A 17,467-nucleotide genomic window follows, 5' to 3' on the forward strand; every position below is an offset into this window, starting at 1 on the left:
TTCCGGCGATAGGGCAGAGAGTGGGTCGGTGAAGAGTGGCCAATCCTGGCGCCTTCCCGACCCTGTTCTTATTGGCTGGGGTTCAACTTAGCCTTTGCGCTTACAGGTACGCAAGGTCATCGCGCTGGGCATCCAGCAGCGCCATGAAGGCTTTGGCGGCGTTCGACAGGGTGCGCTCGGTGTGCAGGATGTAGCCGAGCTGGCGCGACAGCTGGATGTCCTGCAGCGGCAGGCGCACCACCGAGTCGTCGAGCATGGTGCGCGGCAGCACGCTCCAGGCGATGCCGATGGAGACCATCATCTTGATGGTCTCCATGTAGTTGGTGCTCATGGCGATGTTCGGTGTCAGGCCCTCGGCCTCGAACATGCGGCGGACGATGTGGTGGGTGAAGGTGTTGCCGCCGGGGAATACCGCCGGGTGCCGCGCCACGTCGGGGAGGAAGATGGTCTTGTCGCGGGCCAGGGGGTGTTCCGGCGCGGCGACGAAATCCAGCGGGTCGTTCCACACCTGCACCGCCTGTACCGGTAGCGCGGTCTCAGGTGCCAGGGTGATCACCGCCAGTTCCACGCGGCCATGGAGGATTTCCTCATAGGCCACTTCCGAGTCGAGGAACTGGATGTCCAGGGCCACCTGCGGGTAGGCGCGGGTGAAGGCGCGCAGCAGCGGCGGCAGGCGGTGCAGGCCGATGTGGTGGCTGGTGGCCAGGGTCAGGCGGCCGCTGATGTCGCCGGACAGGTTGCTCAGGGCGCGGCGGGTGTCGTCCAGCACATTGAGGATCTGGTAGGCCCGTGGCAGCAACGCGCGCCCGGCCTCGGTCAGGCTCACTTCCCGGCCCAGGCGGTCGAACAGGCGCACGCTGAGCTGCTGTTCCAGGGAGGCGATGCGCTTGCTCACCGCCGGCTGGGTCAGGTGCAGGCGCTCGCCCGCTTCCGAGAAGCTGCCGGTCTCGGCAATGGCGATGAAGGCATTGAGGCTGGCCAGATCCATGTATGGACTCCGTGATTGCTGGGGCTCGTATGCTTATACATTCCTCAAAGGAATGCTTTAAATAAAAAATATGAATTTGAGTTATTCGATGCAAGCCCCTAGCATCGTCCCCACAAGCAAAAGGGGCTTTCGACCCCTGCGCAACGAAGCACGCTGATGAGGACCTGACGATGGCCGGCAAGACGCTCTACGACAAGCTCTGGGATGCACACGAGGTGAAGCGCCGCGACGATGGTTCGTCGCTGATCTACATCGACCGTCACATCCTCCACGAAGTGACCTCGCCCCAGGCCTTCGAAGGGCTGCGCCTGGCCGCTCGCAAGCCCTGGCGCATCGACGCCAACATCGCCACCCCGGACCACAACGTGCCGACCACCCGCGCCGAGCGCCAGGGCGGCCTCGACGCGATCGCCGACGAAGTGTCGCGCATCCAGGTCAAGACCCTGGACGAGAACTGCGATGACTTCGGCATCCTCGAGTTCAAGATGAACGACGTGCGCCAGGGCATCGTCCACGTGGTGGGCCCGGAGCAGGGCGCCACCCTGCCGGGCATGACCGTGGTCTGCGGCGACTCCCACACCTCCACCCACGGCGCCTTCGGGGCGCTGGCCCACGGCATCGGCACCTCCGAGGTCGAGCATGTGCTGGCCACCCAGTGCCTGGTGGCGAAGAAGATGAAGAACATGCAGGTGCGCGTGGAGGGCCAACTGCCCGCCGGCGTCACCGCCAAGGACATCGTGCTGGCCGTCATCGGCAAGATCGGTACCGCCGGCGGCAACGGCCATGCCCTCGAGTTCGCCGGCAGCGCCATCCGCGACCTGTCCGTCGAAGGCCGCATGACCATCTGCAACATGTCCATCGAGGCCGGTGCCCGCGTCGGCCTGGTGGCGGTGGACGAGAAGACCATCGCCTATGTCGAGGGCCGTCCGTTCGCACCCAAGGGCGCCGACTGGAACGCCGCCGTGGCCGCCTGGCGTGACCTCGTGTCCGACGCCGACGCCCACTTCGACACCGTGGTCGAGCTGCGCGCCGAAGACATCATTCCCCAGGTCAGCTGGGGTACTTCCCCCGAGATGGTGCTGCCGGTCGACCAGCGCGTGCCGGACCCGGCCGCCGAAGCGGACCCGGTCAAGCGCGGCTCCATCGAGCGCGCCCTGAAATACATGGGCCTGGCCGCCAACCAGGCGATCACCGATATCCAGCTGGACCGCGTGTTCATCGGTTCCTGCACCAACTCGCGGATCGAAGACCTGCGTGCCGCCGCCGAAGTGGCCAAGGGCCGCAAGGTCGCCGCGACCATCAAGCAGGCGCTGGTGGTGCCGGGCTCCGGTCTGGTCAAGCAGCAGGCCGAGAAGGAAGGCCTGGACAAGGTCTTCATCGAGGCGGGATTCGAATGGCGTGAGCCGGGCTGCTCCATGTGCCTGGCGATGAACCCCGACCGCCTGGAGAGTGGCGAGCATTGCGCGTCCACCTCCAACCGCAACTTCGAGGGGCGTCAGGGTGCCGGTGGTCGTACCCACCTGGTCAGCCCGGCCATGGCCGCCGCCGCGGCGGTGACCGGTCGTTTCGTCGATGTTCGCGAACTGCTCAAGTAAGGAAGGAGAGTCGAGATGAAAGCCTTTACACAACACACCGGTCTCGTCGCTCCGCTGGATCGCGCCAACGTCGATACCGACCAGATCATTCCCAAGCAATTCCTCAAGTCGATCAAGCGCACGGGCTTTGGCCCCAACCTGTTCGACGAGTGGCGCTACCTGGACGTCGGCCAGCCGAACCAGGACAACTCCAAGCGTCCGGTGAACCAGGACTTCGTGCTGAATTTCCCGCGTTACCAGGGCGCCAGCGTGCTGCTCGCCCGCGAGAACTTCGGTTGCGGCTCCTCCCGCGAGCACGCGCCCTGGGCCCTGGAAGAGTACGGCTTCCGCGCCATCATCGCGCCGAGCTACGCCGACATCTTCTTCAACAACAGCTTTAAGAATGGCCTGCTGCCGATCATCCTGAAGGACGAGGAAGTCGACGAGCTGTTCCAGCAGTGCGAGGCCAACGAGGGCTACCAGCTCACCGTGGACCTGGCGGCGCAGACCGTGACCCGTCCGGATGGCAAGCAGTACGGCTTCGAGGTGGACGCGTTCCGCAAGCACTGCCTGCTCAATGGTTTCGATGACATCGGCCTGACCTTGCAGGATGCTGAGGCGATCAAGACCTTCGAAGGCAAGCACCGCGCCAACAGCCCCTGGCTGTTCCGCGACGCCTGAACAACCCGAGGAGTACAAGGTGAGCGACAAGGCCCATGAGCAGGTTGTCCAGCGTCAGTTCGGCGAGCAGGCCAGTGCCTATCTGAGCAGTGCCGTGCACGCCCAGGGCGTGGAGTTCTCGCTGCTGCAGGCGGCGGTGCAAGGCCATGGCGCTGCCCGTGTCCTCGACCTTGGCTGCGGCGCGGGGCACGTCAGTTTCCATGTCGCGCCACTGGTGGGCGAAGTGGTGGCCTACGACCTGTCCGAGCAGATGCTCGAGGTGGTCGCCGCGGCTGCCGCGCAGCGTGGCCTGGCGAACGTGCGTACCGAGCGCGGGGCGGCCGAGCGGCTGCCCTTCGCCGACGCCAGCTTCGACTTCGTCTTCAGCCGTTACTCGGCGCACCACTGGAGCGATCTGGGCCTGGCCCTGCGCGAAGTGCGTCGGGTGCTGAAGCCCGGCGGCGTGGCGGCCTTCATCGACGTCGCCTCGCCGGGCAGCCCGTTGCTCGACACCCATCTGCAAACGGTGGAGGTGCTGCGCGATACCAGTCATGTGCGCGACTATTCGACCGCCGAATGGCTGCGGCAGGTGAGCGAAGCGGGCCTGCACGTCGATCGCCATACGCGTCAGCGCCTGCGCCTGGAGTTCGGCTCCTGGATCGAGCGCATGCGCACCCCGGCGGTGTTCCGCGACGCCATCCTGGCCTTGCAGAACGCCCAGGGTGAAGAGGTTCGCGAGTATTTTGAAATTGCTGCGGACGGCTCCTTCAGCACCGATGTACTGGTGCTCTGGGCCGGACGCTAGAACGCATTGCATGGCGCGGAGTGCGCCTAACGAGAGGAAAGCATGAGCAAGCAGATTCTGATTCTTCCCGGCGACGGTATCGGCCCGGAAATCATGGCCGAAGCGGTCAAGGTGCTGGAGCTGGCCAACGACAAGTTCCAGCTAGGCTTCGAACTGACCGAGGACGTCATCGGCGGCGCCGCCATCGACAAGCACGGCGTGCCCCTGGCCGACGAGACCCTGGAGCGTGCGCGCAAGGCCGACGCCGTGCTGCTGGGCGCCGTGGGCGGCCCGAAGTGGGACAAGATCGAACGTGACATCCGCCCCGAGCGCGGCCTGCTGAAGATCCGTTCGCAACTGGGCCTGTTCGGCAACCTGCGCCCGGCCATCCTCTACCCGCAACTGGCCGCTGCCTCCAGCCTCAAGCCGGAAGTGGTCGCGGGCCTGGATATTCTCATCGTCCGCGAACTGACCGGCGGCATCTACTTCGGCCAACCGCGCGAGCAGCGCGTGCTGGAGAACGGCGAGCGCCAGGCCTACGACACCTTGCCGTACAGCGAGAGCGAAATCCGCCGCATCGCCCGTGTCGGTTTCGACATGGCCCGCGTGCGCAACAAGAAGCTCTGCTCGGTGGACAAGGCCAACGTCCTGGCTTCCAGCCAGCTGTGGCGCGAAGTCGTGGAGGAAGTGGCCAAGGACTATCCGGACGTCGAACTCAGCCACATGTACGTCGACAACGCCGCCATGCAGCTGGTGCGTGCGCCCAAGCAGTTCGACGTGATGGTCACCGACAACATGTTCGGCGACATCCTGTCGGATGAGGCTTCCATGCTCACCGGCTCCATCGGCATGCTGCCATCCGCCTCGCTGGATTCGAACAACAAGGGTATGTACGAACCCTGCCACGGTTCGGCGCCGGATATCGCCGGCCAGGGCATCGCCAACCCGTTGGCGACCATACTCTCCGTATCGATGATGCTCCGCTACAGCTTCAACCAGACCGCTGCCGCCGACGCCATCGAAAAGGCCGTCAGCCTGGTGCTGGATCAGGGCTTGCGGACCGGCGATATCTACTCCGCCGGTGCGACCAAGGTCGGTACTCGCGAAATGGGCGATGCAGTGGTCGCAGCACTGCGGAATCTGTAATCTGTCGGGCCCGCTGGGGTACCAGCGGCCCACTTTTTCAAGAAGGTGTAGTTGTCATGAAGCGTGTAGGTCTTATCGGTTGGCGCGGCATGGTGGGTTCCGTTCTCATGCAGCGAATGCTGGAAGAGCGGGATTTCGACCTGATCGAGCCGGTGTTCTTCACCACTTCCAACGTCGGTGGCCAGGGCCCCGCGGTCGGCAAGGAAATTGCCCCGCTGAAGGACGCCTATAGCATCGACGAGCTGAAGAACCTCGATGTGATCCTCACCTGCCAGGGCGGCGACTACACCAACGAGGTATTCCCCAAGCTGCGCGAAGCCGGTTGGCAGGGTTACTGGATCGACGCCGCGTCCAGCCTGCGCATGCAGGATGACTCGGTGATCGTCCTCGACCCGGTGAACCGCAAGGTGATCGACCAGCAGCTGGACGCTGGTACCAAGAACTACATCGGCGGCAACTGCACCGTCAGCCTGATGCTGATGGCGCTCGGCGGCCTGTTCGAAGCCGGTCTGGTGGAGTGGATGAACGCCATGACCTACCAGGCGGCCTCCGGCGCCGGCGCGCAGAACATGCGCGAGCTGATCAAGCAGATGGGCGCTACCCACGCGGCCGTCGCCGATGACCTGGCCAACCCGGCCAGCGCCATCCTCGACATCGACCGCAAGGTGGCCGAAGCCATGCGCGGCGAAGACTTCCCCACCGAAAACTTCGGCGTACCCCTGGCCGGCAGCCTGATCCCCTGGATCGACAAGGAACTGCCCAACGGCCAGAGCCGTGAAGAGTGGAAGGGCCAGGCCGAGACCAACAAGATCCTCGGTCGCTTCAAGAGCCCGATCCCGGTGGATGGCATCTGCGTGCGCATCGGCGCCATGCGCTGCCACAGCCAGGCGCTGACCATCAAGCTGAACAAGGACGTGCCGATCGCCGACATCGAAGGCATGATCAGCCAGCACAACCCCTGGGTGAAGCTGGTGCCGAACCAGCGCGAAATCAGCATGCGCGAGCTGACCCCGACCGCCGTGACCGGCACCCTCAGTGTACCGGTCGGCCGTCTGCGCAAGCTCAATATGGGCTCGCAGTACCTGGGCGCCTTCACCGTTGGCGACCAGCTGCTCTGGGGCGCCGCCGAGCCGCTGCGCCGCATGCTGCGCATCCTGCTGGAGCGTTGACGGCGAGCAGGGTGCCGATGAGGCTCGTCGGTACCCTGAGTCCCTTGATTGCTTGCATGCGGGGTGGCGGTTACAGTGCCGCTCCTCGCATCGCCATTAAGTAGTACCCCATGAGCCAGTCCCTCGATATCGCCGTGATCGGCGCCACCGGCACCGTTGGCGAAACCCTCGTCCAGCTCCTCGAAGAGCGGGAATTCCCGGTCGGGAACCTGTATCTGCTCGCCAGCGGCGAATCCGCCGGCGCCTCCGTGCCCTTCAAGGGGCGCAACCTGCGCGTACGGGACGTGGCCGATTTCGACTTTGCCCAGGTAAAACTGGTCTTCTTCGCGGCAGGCGAGGCGGCGACCCGCAGTTTCGCGGCCAGCGCAACCGGCGCGGGCTGCTCCATCATCGACCTGTCCGGCGCGCTGGACGCCAGTGAAGCGCCGAGCCTGGTGCCGGAAGCCAACCCGCAGCTGCTCGAAGGCCTGGTGCCTCCTTACAGCCTCAGCAGCCCGAGCGCCTCGGCGGTCGCCCTGGCCTGCGTGCTGGCGCCGCTCAAGGGCCTGCTCAAGCCGCAGCGCCTCAGCGTGCTGGCCAACCTGGCGGTATCCAGCCGTGGTCGCGAAGGCGTCAACGAGCTGGCCCGGCAGACCGCGGAGCTGCTCAACGCACGCCCGCTGGAACCGCGCTTCTTCGATCGCCAGATCGCCTTCAACATCTTTGCCCAGGTCGCTGCGCCGGACGCCCAGGGGCATATCGCCCTGGAGCGCCGCCTTGGTGCCGAGATCAAGCAGTTGCTCGGTGAGCCGGGTCTGCGCGTGGCCGCCACCTGCGCCCTGGCGCCGGTGTTCTTCGGCGACAGCCTCGCGGTTTCCCTGGTGGCCGAGCAGGCGGTGGACCTCGCCGCGGTGCGTGAATGCCTGAGCCGGGCGCCGGGCGTCGAATTTGTGGAGGAGGAGGGCGACTATCCGACCGCTGTCGGCGACGCCGTGGGGCAGGATTCGGTATATGTAGGCCGGGTTCGCGGCGGCCTGGATGACCCTTGCGAACTCAATTTGTGGATTGCTTCCGATAATGCAAGAAAAGGCGCTGCGCTCAACGCTGTGCAGTCGGCCGAGTTGTTGATAAAACACTATCTGTCAAAGATACTTACCTGAAAATTGGTAGAAACTTTCTAGCTTGACAATACTGGCTTGGCCTTATCGTTGATGGGGAGCCGCCGATCCGGCGTGCGCAGGCAGCGACTTAAGACCCTCCTCCCGTTATGCGGGAAAAAAGATAAAACAAGGGAATCACTCTATGGTTCGGGTTCGCAAACTTGTGCTGGCAATCGCGGCTGCATCCGCGCTGACTTCGGGTGTGGCCAACGCCCTCGGGCTGGGGGAAGTCACCCTGCGGTCCTCCTTGAACCAGCCTCTGGATGCGGAGATCGAGCTGCTCGAGGTGCGCGACCTGGCCTCCGCCGAGGTCAAGCCGAACCTGGCCGCCGCCGAGGAGTTCACCAAGGCCGGCGTGGATCGCCAGTATTTCCTGCAGGACCTGAAGTTCACCCCCGTGGTCAAGCCCAATGGCCGCAGCGTCATCCGCGTGACTTCCAGCAAGCCGGTTCGCGAGCCCTACCTGAACTTCCTGGTCGAGGTGCTCTGGCCCAATGGCCGTCTGCTGCGTGAGTACACGCTGCTCCTCGACCCGCCGCTCTATTCGCCCCAGGCCGCAGCCGCCGCCGCTCCGCGGGCACCCATCGCCGCGCCGGTGCAAGCACCGCGTCCGGCCGTGACCCCTGCGCCGCAGCGCACCACCCCGGCAGCTCCGGTCGCCGCTGCGCCGCGTCCGAGCGCGCCTGCGCCCGCAGCCGCCCCGGCCCCCAAGACGCCGGCCGACCAATACCGCACCACCTCCCGCGACACCCTCTGGGAAATCGCCGAGCGCAACCGGGCCGGCGGCTCGGTGCACCAGGCCATGCTGGCCATCCAGGACCTGAACCCGGACGCCTTCGTCGACGGCAACATCAATCGGCTGAAGAGCGGCCAGGTGCTGCGCCTGCCGGACGAGAACCAGATTGCCAGCCGCTCCCAGGCCGAGGCCATCAGCCAGGTCCAGGCACAGAATACTGCCTGGCGTGAAGGTCGCAGCCTGGCGGGCGAGGGCAAGCGCCAGCTGGACGCCACCAAGCGCGGCAGCGCTGGCGCCGCTCCCGAGAAAGTCGAGACCCAGGACAATCTGCGCCTGGTCTCCGGCGAAAGCGGCAAGGCCTCCAGTGGCAATGACAAGGGCGTCAATGGCGATAGCAAGGCGCTCAACGACAAGCTGGCCGTCACCCAGGAAAGCCTGGATTCGACCCGTCGCGAGAATGACGAGCTGAAAAGCCGCATGGGCGACCTGCAGAGCCAGATGGACAAGCTGCAGCGCCTGATTCAGCTGAAGGACGACCAACTCGCCAAGCTTCAGGCCGATATGGCTGGCAAGGACAAGCAGGCACCTGCGGCTCCTGCCGCTGCCGCCACCGCACCTGCTGCAGCAGCCAAGCCGGGGGCCACACCGGCTGCCCCGGCAGCGCAGCCTGCCGCGCCGGTCGCCACCGCGCCCGCCCAGCCTGTAGCGCCCGCCGCCGCTCCCGCTCAGCCGGCCGTTGCAGCCGCTCCGGCAACTCCTGCCCAGCCTGCCGCCCCCGCTGCGCCCGTTGCAGCAGCTCCGGCGAAACCGGCCGAGCCTGCCAAGCCGGCGGCACCTGCCAAACCCGCAGCCCCGGCCAAGCCGGTGCAAACCGCTCCGGCGGCTCCGGTGGCCGAGCCGCCGAAGTCCAGCATCATCGACGACGTGCTGGCCAATCCCATGCTGCTCCTGATGGCCGGTGGTAGCGCCCTGGTAGCCCTGCTGGTGCTGCTGATGGTGTTGTCCCGCCGCAACGCGCTGAAGGAAGCCGAGCTGCAGAACAGCCGCGCGGCGCAAGAGGGCGACGACAGCTTCGACGGCGACCTCGACCTGAAAGACGACGGCCTTGACGCCCTCGACAGCGTTGATCTGGGTGACGTGGCTGATGCCCCGGAAGCCGCGCCTGTCAAAGCCGACGACCGCGTGACCGCGCAGACGGGCGACGTCATCAGCGAGGCCGACATCTATGTCGCCTACGGCCGCTTCAACCAGGCTGCCGAGCTGCTGCAGAACGCCATCAACGACGAGCCCCAGCGCAGTGACCTGCGCCTGAAACTGATGGAGGTCTACGCCGAACTGGGTGATCGCGAGGGCTTCGCTCGCCAGGAAAGCGAGCTCCGCGAAATCGGCGGTGTCAGCGGCGAAATCGACCAGCTCAAGGGCAAGTACCCGGCCATGGCGCTGGCAGCCGTTGCCGCCGGCACCGCGGCCGCCGGCTTCTCCGCTGCGGACGACCTGGACAGCTTCAGCCTCGATGACCTGACCCTGGACGACACGCCGAGCAGCGCTCCGGCCGCTGGTGCGGACCTGGACGATGCCTTCGACCTGAGCCTGGATGACCTGGGTTCCGATCTGGATCTCGACCTGGTGGAGGAAAAGCCCGCTGCCGTTCAGCCCGCCGTCGCACCGGCGCCTGTCGACGAGCTGAGCCTGGACGACCTGGAATTCGACGCGCCGGCCGCACCGGCCAAGGCCGACGACCTGGACTTCGACCTGGATATCGGCGGTGACGATCTGCTCACCGGCAACGAAAGCCTGGAACTCAGCGACGACCTGGCCGGCTTCAGCCTCGACCTGGAGCCGACCGCCCAGCCGACCAGCACCGAAGAGGACGAGTTCCTCCTCAGCCTGGACGGCGACCTCGACGCTCCGCTGAGCATCGAGCAGCCTGCCGTTGCGCAGGAACCGGCCACCAGCGCCAACCTGCTGGACCTGCCGGCGGACTTCGATCTGTCCCTGCCCGACGAGCCGCTTGCCGAGCCGATCACCGACAGTGACAGCTTCTCCGCCCAGCTGGATGAGGTCAGTGCCGAGCTGGACCAGCTGTCGGACAGCCTGCAGCAGGCGCCGGAACCGGTAGCCGTTCTGGAAGACGAACTGCCGGAGCCTGACATGGGGCTGGCTGAGGAAGACGATTTCGATTTCCTCTCCGGCACCGACGAAACCGCGACCAAACTGGACCTGGCTCGCGCCTATATCGACATGGGTGACACCGAAGGTGCTCGCGACATCCTCGACGAAGTGATGTCCGAAGGTAACGACACCCAGCAACAGGAAGCGCGCGAGCTCATCGCCCGACTCAGCTGATAGATGACAGACGCAGTACCCGCAGCGGCAGCCCCTGAGGCTGCCGCTGGCATTTACAGAATCGCACTTGGTGTTGAATACAAGGGCTCGCGCTATCGTGGCTTCCAGCGTCAGATCGACGGGGTTCCCTCGATCCAGGGCGCTCTGGAGAAGGCGATTTGCCGAGTGGCCGGCGGCATTCCCGTCACCCTCAGTTGTGCCGGGCGCACCGACGCCATGGTTCACGCCTGCGGCCAGGTCGTGCACTTCGATACCCCGGTGTCCAGAAGCGAGCTCTCCTGGATCATGGGCGCCAACGCCAACCTGCCGCCGGACATCAGCGTCACCTGGGCGAGGGAGATGCCGAAGACCTTCGACGCCCGTTTCAGCGCCATGGCCCGGCGTTATCGCTATGTGATCTACAACGACCAGATCCGTCCGGCGCACATGGCCGAGGAAGTCACCTGGAACCACCGGCCACTCGATCTGCAGCGCATGCGCGAGGCCGCACGCTGCCTGGTCGGTACCCATGACTTCAGCGCCTTCCGCGCCCGCCAATGCCAGGCCAAGTCGCCGGTCAAGACGGTGCATCACCTGGAGCTGCTCGAGTTCGGTCGAATGATCGTCCTCGACATCCGCGCCAACGCCTTCCTCCATCACATGGTGCGCAACATTGCCGGTGTGTTGATGACCATCGGTGCCGGCGAGCAGCCGGTGGCCTGGGCCCAGCAGGTGCTGGAAGGGCGTATCCGTCGCGAGGGCGGGGTGACTGCGCATCCCTACGGGCTCTATCTGGTGCGGGTCGAGTACCCCGAGCCGTTCGAGCTTCCCGAGCGCTACCTGGGGCCGCACTTTCTTTCCGGTCTGCCGGATATCCTGAGCTGACGCTGCCTCGGGCCTTTGCTAACATCCTGGGTCTTTAGCCATAAGGTGCCTGCATCTTGTCCGCCGTTCGCATCAAAATCTGCGGTATTACCCGAATCGAGGACGCCCTGGCCGCCGTTGCCGCCGGGGCCGATGCCATAGGTTTTGTGTTCTATGCCAAGAGTCCGCGTGCGGTGACGCCGGCCCAGGCCAGGTCGATCATCGCGGCGCTGCCGCCCTTCGTGACCACGGTGGGCCTCTTCGTCGACATGCCGCGGGCCGAATTGCGCCAGTTGCTGGGTGAAGTCCCGCTGGACCTGTTGCAGTTCCATGGCGATGAGTCCGCTGAAGATTGCGCGGGTTTCGGTCGGCCCTATATCAAGGCGCTGCGGGTGAAACCAGGCGACGACATCGCGGCCGCCGTTTCCCGTTACCCCGAGGCGTCCGGCCTGTTGCTGGATACCTATGTGCCCGGTGTCCCGGGTGGCACCGGAGAGGCCTTCGATTGGAGCCTGGTGCCCCAGGATGCGGCAAAGCCGCTGATCCTCGCCGGTGGCCTGACCCCCGACAACGTCGGCGAGGCGGTGCGCCAGGTACGGCCTTATGCGGTGGACGTCAGTGGTGGCGTCGAGGCTGCCAAGGGCATCAAGGATGCAGCGAAGATCCAGGCCTTCATCCAGCGAGCGCGTAGCTGAAATGCCGCTGCCGGAAACTTTTGCCCGTCCGTTTGTTGGTGCGTCTCCTGCATATGTGACGGACGGCGTTTCGCTGCCGTCCATAAGCGAGTTGCCCAGACAGGCGAAGCCTGTCGGGTCGCGTGGCAAGGCTGCGTCGATCGGGCCTGTTTTTGTTGAGTGCGATGGCCGGTCCATCGCCAGGGCGACCGCCGGGCATGCCTTGACTGCCGGGGTCGCAACCATGAATTCGCCGAAGAACATGCGCGGGGCAATGAACCGCTAGCGCGTGTTCGGGCCTGAAAGCTGTGGAGAACTAGAGCATGAGCAACTGGCTGGTAGACAAACTGATCCCTTCGATCATGCGTTCCGAGGTGAAGAAGAGCTCGGTCCCGGAAGGCCTCTGGCACAAGTGCCCGTCCTGCGAGGCGGTGCTGTACAAGCCCGAGCTGGAAAAGACGCTGGACGTCTGCCCGAAATGCAACCACCACATGCGTATCGGCGCGCGCACCCGTCTGGACATCTTCCTCGATCCGGAAGGCCGTGAAGAACTCGGCGCCGACCTGGAGCCGGTGGACCGCCTGAAGTTCCGCGACAGCAAGAAGTACAAGGACCGCCTGACCGCCGCGCAGAAGGATACCGGTGAGAAGGACGCGCTGATCGCTATGCGCGGAACCCTGCACCAGATGCCGGTCGTCGCCTGTGCCTTCGAATTCTCCTTCATGGGTGGCTCCATGGGTGCCATCGTCGGCGAGCGTTTCGTCCGCGCCGCCAACGCCGCCCTGGAGCAGCGCTGCCCGCTGGTCTGCTTCTCCGCCTCCGGCGGTGCGCGGATGCAGGAAGCCCTGATCTCCCTGATGCAGATGGCCAAGACCTCGGCTGCCCTGGCGCGCCTGCGCGAAGAAGGCATTCCGTTCATTTCCGTGCTGACCGACCCGGTCTATGGCGGCGTATCCGCCAGCCTGGCGATGCTCGGCGACGTAATCGTCGGTGAACCCAAGGCACTGATCGGCTTTGCCGGTCCCCGCGTGATCGAGCAGACCGTGCGCGAGAAACTGCCGGAAGGCTTCCAGCGCAGCGAGTTCCTGCTGGAGCACGGCGCCATCGACATGATCATCCCCCGCGCGGAACTGCGAGAGCGCCTTGGTCGGCTGCTGGCGCAGATGACGCGTCAACCCTCCCCGGTTATCGCATGACCCAGAGAACCCTTGCCGACTGGCTTTCCTACCTTGAACAGCTCCACCCCACGGCTATCGACATGGGGCTGGAGCGCAGTCGTGAAGTGGCCACCCGGCTCGGCCTGGCCCGGCCGGCGCCGAAGGTGATCACGGTCACCGGCACCAACGGCAAGGGTTCTACCTGCGCATTCCTGGCCGCGCTGCTGCGCGCCCAGGGGCTGGCGGTCGGCGTCTACAGCTCGCCGCATCTGCTGCGCTACAACGAGCGGGTCCAGATCAATGGTGTCGAGGCGTCCGACCAGGCGCTCTGCGACGCCTTCGTTGCCGTCGAGGCGGCGCGCGGCGAGATCTCCCTCACCTATTTCGAAATGGGCACCCTGGCGGCCTTCTGGCTGTTCCAGCATGCCGGCCTGGATGCCGTGGTGCTGGAGGTCGGTCTGGGAGGTCGCCTGGACGCGGTCAACCTGGTGGATGCCGATCTGGCCCTGGTCACCAGCATAGGCGTGGACCATGCCGACTGGCTGGGCGACACCCGGGAGAGCGTCGCCTTCGAGAAGGCGGGTATCTTCCGTGCCGGCAAGCCGGCCCTGTGCGGCGACCTCGATCCGCCCAAGCCCCTGCTGGAGCAGGCCGCCGCCCTGGGCGCGCCGCTGTTGCTGCGCGGCCCCGACTTCGATCTCGCCATGGGGGAGGGGAGCTGGCACTGGCGCGGTTTCGCGGCCTCGGGAGAGCCGCTGGAGCTGCACGAGCTGCCGCTGCTCGACCTGCCCATGGAGAACGCCGCCCTCGCGCTCCAGGCTTATGCCCTGCTGGACATGCCCTGGCAGCCGGAAGCGCTGCAGGCTGCACTGCTGGGCACCCGCGTCGCCGGGCGTCTGGATCGGCGTAGCGTCATCTGGCGCGGCAAGGCGCTTTCCCTGCTGCTGGATGTCGGCCACAACCCCCATGCCGCCGAGTACCTCGCGGCACGCCTGGCCGCACGCCCGGTCGCGGGTCGCCGGCTGGCGGTATTCGGCCTGCTTTCCGACAAGGATCTCCCTGGCGTCCTGCTCCCCCTGCAGGCGCGCCTGGCCCACTGGGCGGTGGCGCCGCTGCCGACCCCTCGCACTCGCTCCGCAGCCGAGCTGCAGGCGGCATTGACGAACCTTCACGCAAGCGTCAGTGTCCACGAAACTATCGCCGCCGCGCTGGATGCACAGTGCGAGCAGGCGACGCCGGATGACGAGATTCTGGTGTTCGGATCGTTCTACAGCGTGGCCGAGGCGCTGAGCTGGTTGGAAAGCCAAGCAAAGGGGGAGTAGGGGAAATGGCTGTACTGGACAAGGGACTCAAGCAACGTATCGTCGGCGCGCTGGTGCTGGTGGCGCTCGCGGTGATCTTCCTGCCCATGCTGTTCAGTCGTGAAGACGAACTGCGCCAGGTGGTGGTCGAAGCGCCGCCGATGCCCAAGGCCCCGGACATGCCGAAGGCGGAGCTGGAGCAGGTCGAGGTGCCCGAACCCCAGGCGCTGCCCCAGGAACCCGTGCCGCCGCTGGAACCCACTGGCGAGGCGCTGGCATCCAGTGTGCCGCCTGTGGTGGACACCGCTCCGGCTCAGCCAGCCGTTCCCGCCGTACCGGCTCCCGCCCCGGCACAATCCCAGCCATCGGCTCCGGCCCCGGTTCCGACTCCCGCCCCGGCGCAGCCCCAGGTGCAGGCCAAGGTGCCCGCGCCGGCGCCGGCCGCTCCCGTTGCTGCGGTCAAGGCCGAGGAAAAGCGCCTGGACGTCAATGGCCTGCCGGTCAGTTGGTCGGTTCAGCTGGCCAGCCTGTCCAGCCGTTCCAGTGCGGAGAACCTGCAGAAGAACCTGCGCACCCAGGGCTACAACGCCTATATCCGCAGTGTCGAGGGCATGAATCGGGTCTTCGTCGGTCCGCTGATCGAGCGCGCCGAAGCCAACCGCCTGCGTGACCAGCTCAGCCGTCAGCAGAATCTGAATGGCTTTGTCGTACGTTTCCAGCCTGAAAAAGGCTGATAGACAAGGTTAATTAAGCCCTTTCGGTTCCGCGGGTTACCGGAGCTGAAGGGCTCTGCTAAAATGCAGCGCCTTTTCAGTTTGTGGGCTGCACTGTGGCATTAACCTGGGTCGATTGGACGATCATCGCCATCATCGCCATTTCCAGTCTGGTCAGTTTGAGACGCGGCTTCGTCAAGGAAGCGCTCTCGCTGCTCACCTGGATAGTCGCAGGCGTCGTCGCCTGGACCTTTGGCGGCGCCCTGTCACTGCACCTCACCGAATTCATCGAAATGCCCTCGGCGCGAATCATCGCCGCGTGCGCCATCCTCTTCGTCGCCACCCTGCTGGTGGGGGCCTTGATCAATTTCCTGATCGGCGAGCTGGTCAGGGTTACCGGCATGGACGGTACCGACCGCGTGCTGGGCATGGCCTTCGGCGCCGCCCGTGGCGCGCTGCTGGTGGTGCTGCTGGTCGGCCTGCTCAGCCTGGCGCCGGTACAACAGGATCCCTGGTGGCAGCATTCCACGCTGCTCCCGCATTTTCTTTTGGTTGCCGACTGGTCGAAGAACCTCATTCTGGGCTTCACCAGTCAGTGGATCGCGAGCGGCATCAGCTCACCCAGCTGATGCGTCGCAGCAGTAGCATGCCCGCCCAAGCCCAAACGGCCTGGTCGGGTACTTGATTAGCCTGAACTACTAGCAGGGGTTGCGTCACATGTGTGGCATCGTCGGTATCGTCGGTAAGTCGAACGTCAATCAGGCGCTGTATGACGCGCTTACCGTGCTCCAGCATCGCGGCCAGGACGCTGCCGGTATTGTGACCAGCCATGATGGCCGGCTCTTCCTGCGCAAGGACAACGGCCTGGTCCGTGACGTCTTCCAGCAGCGCCATATGCAGCGCCTGGTGGGCTCCATGGGCATCGGCCACGTGCGCTATCCCACCGCGGGTTCCTCCAGTTCCGCCGAGGCCCAGCCGTTCTACGTCAACTCGCCCTACGGCATCACCCTGGCGCACAACGGCAACCTGACCAACGTCGAGCAGCTGGCCAAGGAAATCTACGAGTCCGACCTGCGCCACGTGAACACCAACTCCGATTCGGAAGTGCTGCTCAACGTGTTCGCCCACGAGCTGGCCCACCGCGGCAAGCTGCAGCCTACCGAGGAAGACGTGTTCGCCGCGGTTTCCGGCGTGCACCAGCGCTGCAGTGGCGGTTACGCGGTGGTCGCGATGATCACCGGCTACGGCATCGTCGGCTTCCGCGATCCCCATGCGATCCGCCCGATCGTCTTCGGCCAGCGCCACACCGACGAAGGCGTGGAGTACATGATCGCCTCCGAGAGCGTCTCCCTCGACGTGCTCGGCTTCACCCTGATCCGTGACCTGGCCCCGGGCGAAGCGGTGTACATCACCGAAGACGGCAAGCTGTTCACCCGCCAGTGCGCCACCAATCCGCAGTACTCCCCGTGCATCTTCGAGCACGTCTACCTGGCGCGCCCGGATTCGATCATGGATGGCATCTCCGTCTACAAGGCACGCCTGCGCATGGGCGAGAAGCTGGCCGAGAAGATCCAGCGCGAGCGTCCGGAGCACGACATCGACGTGGTGATCCCGATTCCGGACACCAGCCGCACCGCGGCCCTAGAACTGGCCAACCACCTGGGCGTCAAGTTCCGCGAAGGCTTCGTGAAGAACCGCTACATCGGCCGTACCTTCATCATGCCAGGCCAGGCCGCGCGCAAGAAATCCGTGCGCCAGAAGCTGAACGCCATCGAGCTGGAATTCCGCGGCAAGAACGTGATGCTGGTGGACGACTCCATCGTCCGTGGCACCACCTGCAAGCAGATCATCCAGATGGCCCGCGAAGCCGGCGCCAAGAACGTCTACTTCTGCTCGGCGGCCCCGGCGGTTCGCTACCCCAACGTCTACGGCATCGACATGCCCAGCGCCCACGAGCTGATCGCCCACAACCGCTCCACCGAGGAAGTGGCCGAACTGATCGGCGCCGACTGGCTGGTCTACCAGGACCTGCCGGACCTGATCGACGCCGTTGGCGGCGGCAAGGTGAAGATCGACCACTTCGACTGCGCCGTGTTCGATGGCCAGTACATCACCGGTGACGTCGACGAGAACTACCTGAACAAGATCGAGCAGGCGCGCAACGACCTCGCCAAGGTCAAGGCGCATGCGGTCAGCGCCATCATCGATCTGTACAACAACTGAGTCGCAAGCCGTTG

15 protein-coding genes are annotated in these 17,467 nt (G+C 65.4%); 14 read left to right on the forward strand and 1 reads right to left on the reverse strand.

What is annotated here, in order from left to right:
* Nucleotides 1–100 precede the first annotated feature (100 nt).
* Nucleotides 101–988 carry a LysR family transcriptional regulator gene (locus tag PCA10_RS09915; RefSeq protein WP_016491937.1) on the reverse strand — a complete coding sequence of 296 codons (888 nt, stop codon included), beginning with the start codon at nt 986–988 and terminating at the stop codon, nt 101–103.
* A 170-nt stretch (nt 989–1,158) separates the two neighbouring features.
* Between PCA10_RS09915 and leuC the strand changes: the two genes are divergently transcribed.
* From leuC to purF, 14 genes are all read left to right on the forward strand, one after another.
* Nucleotides 1,159–2,583 carry a 3-isopropylmalate dehydratase large subunit gene (gene leuC, locus PCA10_RS09920; RefSeq protein ID WP_016491938.1) on the forward strand — a complete coding sequence of 475 codons (1,425 nt, stop codon included), beginning with the start codon at nt 1,159–1,161 and terminating at the stop codon, nt 2,581–2,583.
* Between the two features lie 15 nt (nt 2,584–2,598).
* The gene (leuD, locus tag PCA10_RS09925) at nt 2,599–3,243 is read left to right on the forward strand and encodes a 3-isopropylmalate dehydratase small subunit (protein WP_016491939.1); all 645 of its coding nucleotides are present in this window, start codon (nt 2,599–2,601) and stop codon (nt 3,241–3,243) included.
* A 19-nt stretch (nt 3,244–3,262) separates the two neighbouring features.
* Nucleotides 3,263–4,027 carry a class I SAM-dependent methyltransferase gene (locus tag PCA10_RS09930; protein ID WP_016491940.1) on the forward strand — a complete coding sequence of 255 codons (765 nt, stop codon included), beginning with the start codon at nt 3,263–3,265 and terminating at the stop codon, nt 4,025–4,027.
* Between the two features lie 42 nt (nt 4,028–4,069).
* On the forward strand, nt 4,070–5,152 hold the full coding sequence (gene leuB, locus PCA10_RS09935; protein WP_016491941.1) for a 3-isopropylmalate dehydrogenase: 1,083 nt from the start codon (nt 4,070–4,072) through the stop codon (nt 5,150–5,152).
* A 56-nt stretch (nt 5,153–5,208) separates the two neighbouring features.
* Nucleotides 5,209–6,321 (forward strand): aspartate-semialdehyde dehydrogenase, encoded by a 1,113-nt coding sequence (gene asd / locus PCA10_RS09940; RefSeq protein WP_016491942.1) that lies wholly within the window; start codon nt 5,209–5,211, stop codon nt 6,319–6,321.
* A gap of 110 nt (nt 6,322–6,431) precedes the next feature.
* On the forward strand, nt 6,432–7,460 hold the full coding sequence (locus PCA10_RS09945) for an aspartate-semialdehyde dehydrogenase (RefSeq protein ID WP_016491943.1): 1,029 nt from the start codon (nt 6,432–6,434) through the stop codon (nt 7,458–7,460).
* Nucleotides 7,461–7,602: 142 nt separating this feature from the next.
* Nucleotides 7,603–10,542, forward strand: a complete 2,940-nt coding sequence (locus PCA10_RS09950; protein WP_016491944.1) for a motility hub landmark protein FimV — start codon at nt 7,603–7,605, stop codon at nt 10,540–10,542.
* A 3-nt stretch (nt 10,543–10,545) separates the two neighbouring features.
* Nucleotides 10,546–11,406 (forward strand): tRNA pseudouridine(38-40) synthase TruA, encoded by an 861-nt coding sequence (gene truA / locus PCA10_RS09955; protein WP_041770197.1) that lies wholly within the window; start codon nt 10,546–10,548, stop codon nt 11,404–11,406.
* Between the two features lie 56 nt (nt 11,407–11,462).
* A complete protein-coding gene (locus PCA10_RS09960) occupies nt 11,463–12,080 on the forward strand; it encodes a phosphoribosylanthranilate isomerase (protein ID WP_016491946.1) in 618 nt (205 codons plus the stop codon).
* Between the two features lie 302 nt (nt 12,081–12,382).
* Nucleotides 12,383–13,255, forward strand: a complete 873-nt coding sequence (accD, locus tag PCA10_RS09965) for an acetyl-CoA carboxylase, carboxyltransferase subunit beta (RefSeq protein WP_016491947.1) — start codon at nt 12,383–12,385, stop codon at nt 13,253–13,255.
* Nucleotides 13,252–14,538, forward strand: coding sequence for a bifunctional tetrahydrofolate synthase/dihydrofolate synthase (gene folC / locus PCA10_RS09970; protein WP_016491948.1), 1,287 nt, complete (start codon nt 13,252–13,254; stop codon nt 14,536–14,538). Before accD ends, folC begins: the two co-directional genes overlap by 4 nt.
* A gap of 5 nt (nt 14,539–14,543) precedes the next feature.
* Nucleotides 14,544–15,251, forward strand: a complete 708-nt coding sequence (locus tag PCA10_RS09975) for an SPOR domain-containing protein (protein WP_016491949.1) — start codon at nt 14,544–14,546, stop codon at nt 15,249–15,251.
* 95 nt (nt 15,252–15,346) lie between these two features.
* Nucleotides 15,347–15,859 carry a CvpA family protein gene (locus PCA10_RS09980; protein ID WP_041770609.1) on the forward strand — a complete coding sequence of 171 codons (513 nt, stop codon included), beginning with the start codon at nt 15,347–15,349 and terminating at the stop codon, nt 15,857–15,859.
* An 88-nt stretch (nt 15,860–15,947) separates the two neighbouring features.
* The gene (purF, locus tag PCA10_RS09985) at nt 15,948–17,453 is read left to right on the forward strand and encodes an amidophosphoribosyltransferase (protein ID WP_016491951.1); all 1,506 of its coding nucleotides are present in this window, start codon (nt 15,948–15,950) and stop codon (nt 17,451–17,453) included.
* Nucleotides 17,454–17,467 lie beyond the last annotated feature (14 nt).

The sequence above is a fragment of the Pseudomonas resinovorans NBRC 106553 genome (assembly GCF_000412695.1).
GTDB classification, from domain to species: Bacteria; Pseudomonadota; Gammaproteobacteria; order Pseudomonadales; family Pseudomonadaceae; genus Metapseudomonas; species Metapseudomonas resinovorans_A.

Bases quoted from the DNA above. Each gene is read 5' to 3' on its own strand.
- PCA10_RS09915 (WP_016491937.1), bottom strand. From the start codon at position 988: ATGGATCTGGCCAGCCTCAATGCCTTCATCGCCATTGCCGAGACCGGC.
- leuC (WP_016491938.1), top strand. From the start codon at position 1,159: ATGGCCGGCAAGACGCTCTACGACAAGCTCTGGGATGCACACGAGGTG.
- leuD (WP_016491939.1), top strand. From the start codon at position 2,599: ATGAAAGCCTTTACACAACACACCGGTCTCGTCGCTCCGCTGGATCGC.
- leuB (WP_016491941.1), top strand. From the start codon at position 4,070: ATGAGCAAGCAGATTCTGATTCTTCCCGGCGACGGTATCGGCCCGGAA.
- asd (WP_016491942.1), top strand. From the start codon at position 5,209: ATGAAGCGTGTAGGTCTTATCGGTTGGCGCGGCATGGTGGGTTCCGTT.
- PCA10_RS09945 (WP_016491943.1), top strand. From the start codon at position 6,432: ATGAGCCAGTCCCTCGATATCGCCGTGATCGGCGCCACCGGCACCGTT.
- PCA10_RS09950 (WP_016491944.1), top strand. From the start codon at position 7,603: ATGGTTCGGGTTCGCAAACTTGTGCTGGCAATCGCGGCTGCATCCGCG.
- truA (WP_041770197.1), top strand. From the start codon at position 10,546: ATGACAGACGCAGTACCCGCAGCGGCAGCCCCTGAGGCTGCCGCTGGC.
- accD (WP_016491947.1), top strand. From the start codon at position 12,383: ATGAGCAACTGGCTGGTAGACAAACTGATCCCTTCGATCATGCGTTCC.
- folC (WP_016491948.1), top strand. From the start codon at position 13,252: ATGACCCAGAGAACCCTTGCCGACTGGCTTTCCTACCTTGAACAGCTC.
- PCA10_RS09975 (WP_016491949.1), top strand. From the start codon at position 14,544: ATGGCTGTACTGGACAAGGGACTCAAGCAACGTATCGTCGGCGCGCTG.
- purF (WP_016491951.1), top strand. From the start codon at position 15,948: ATGTGTGGCATCGTCGGTATCGTCGGTAAGTCGAACGTCAATCAGGCG.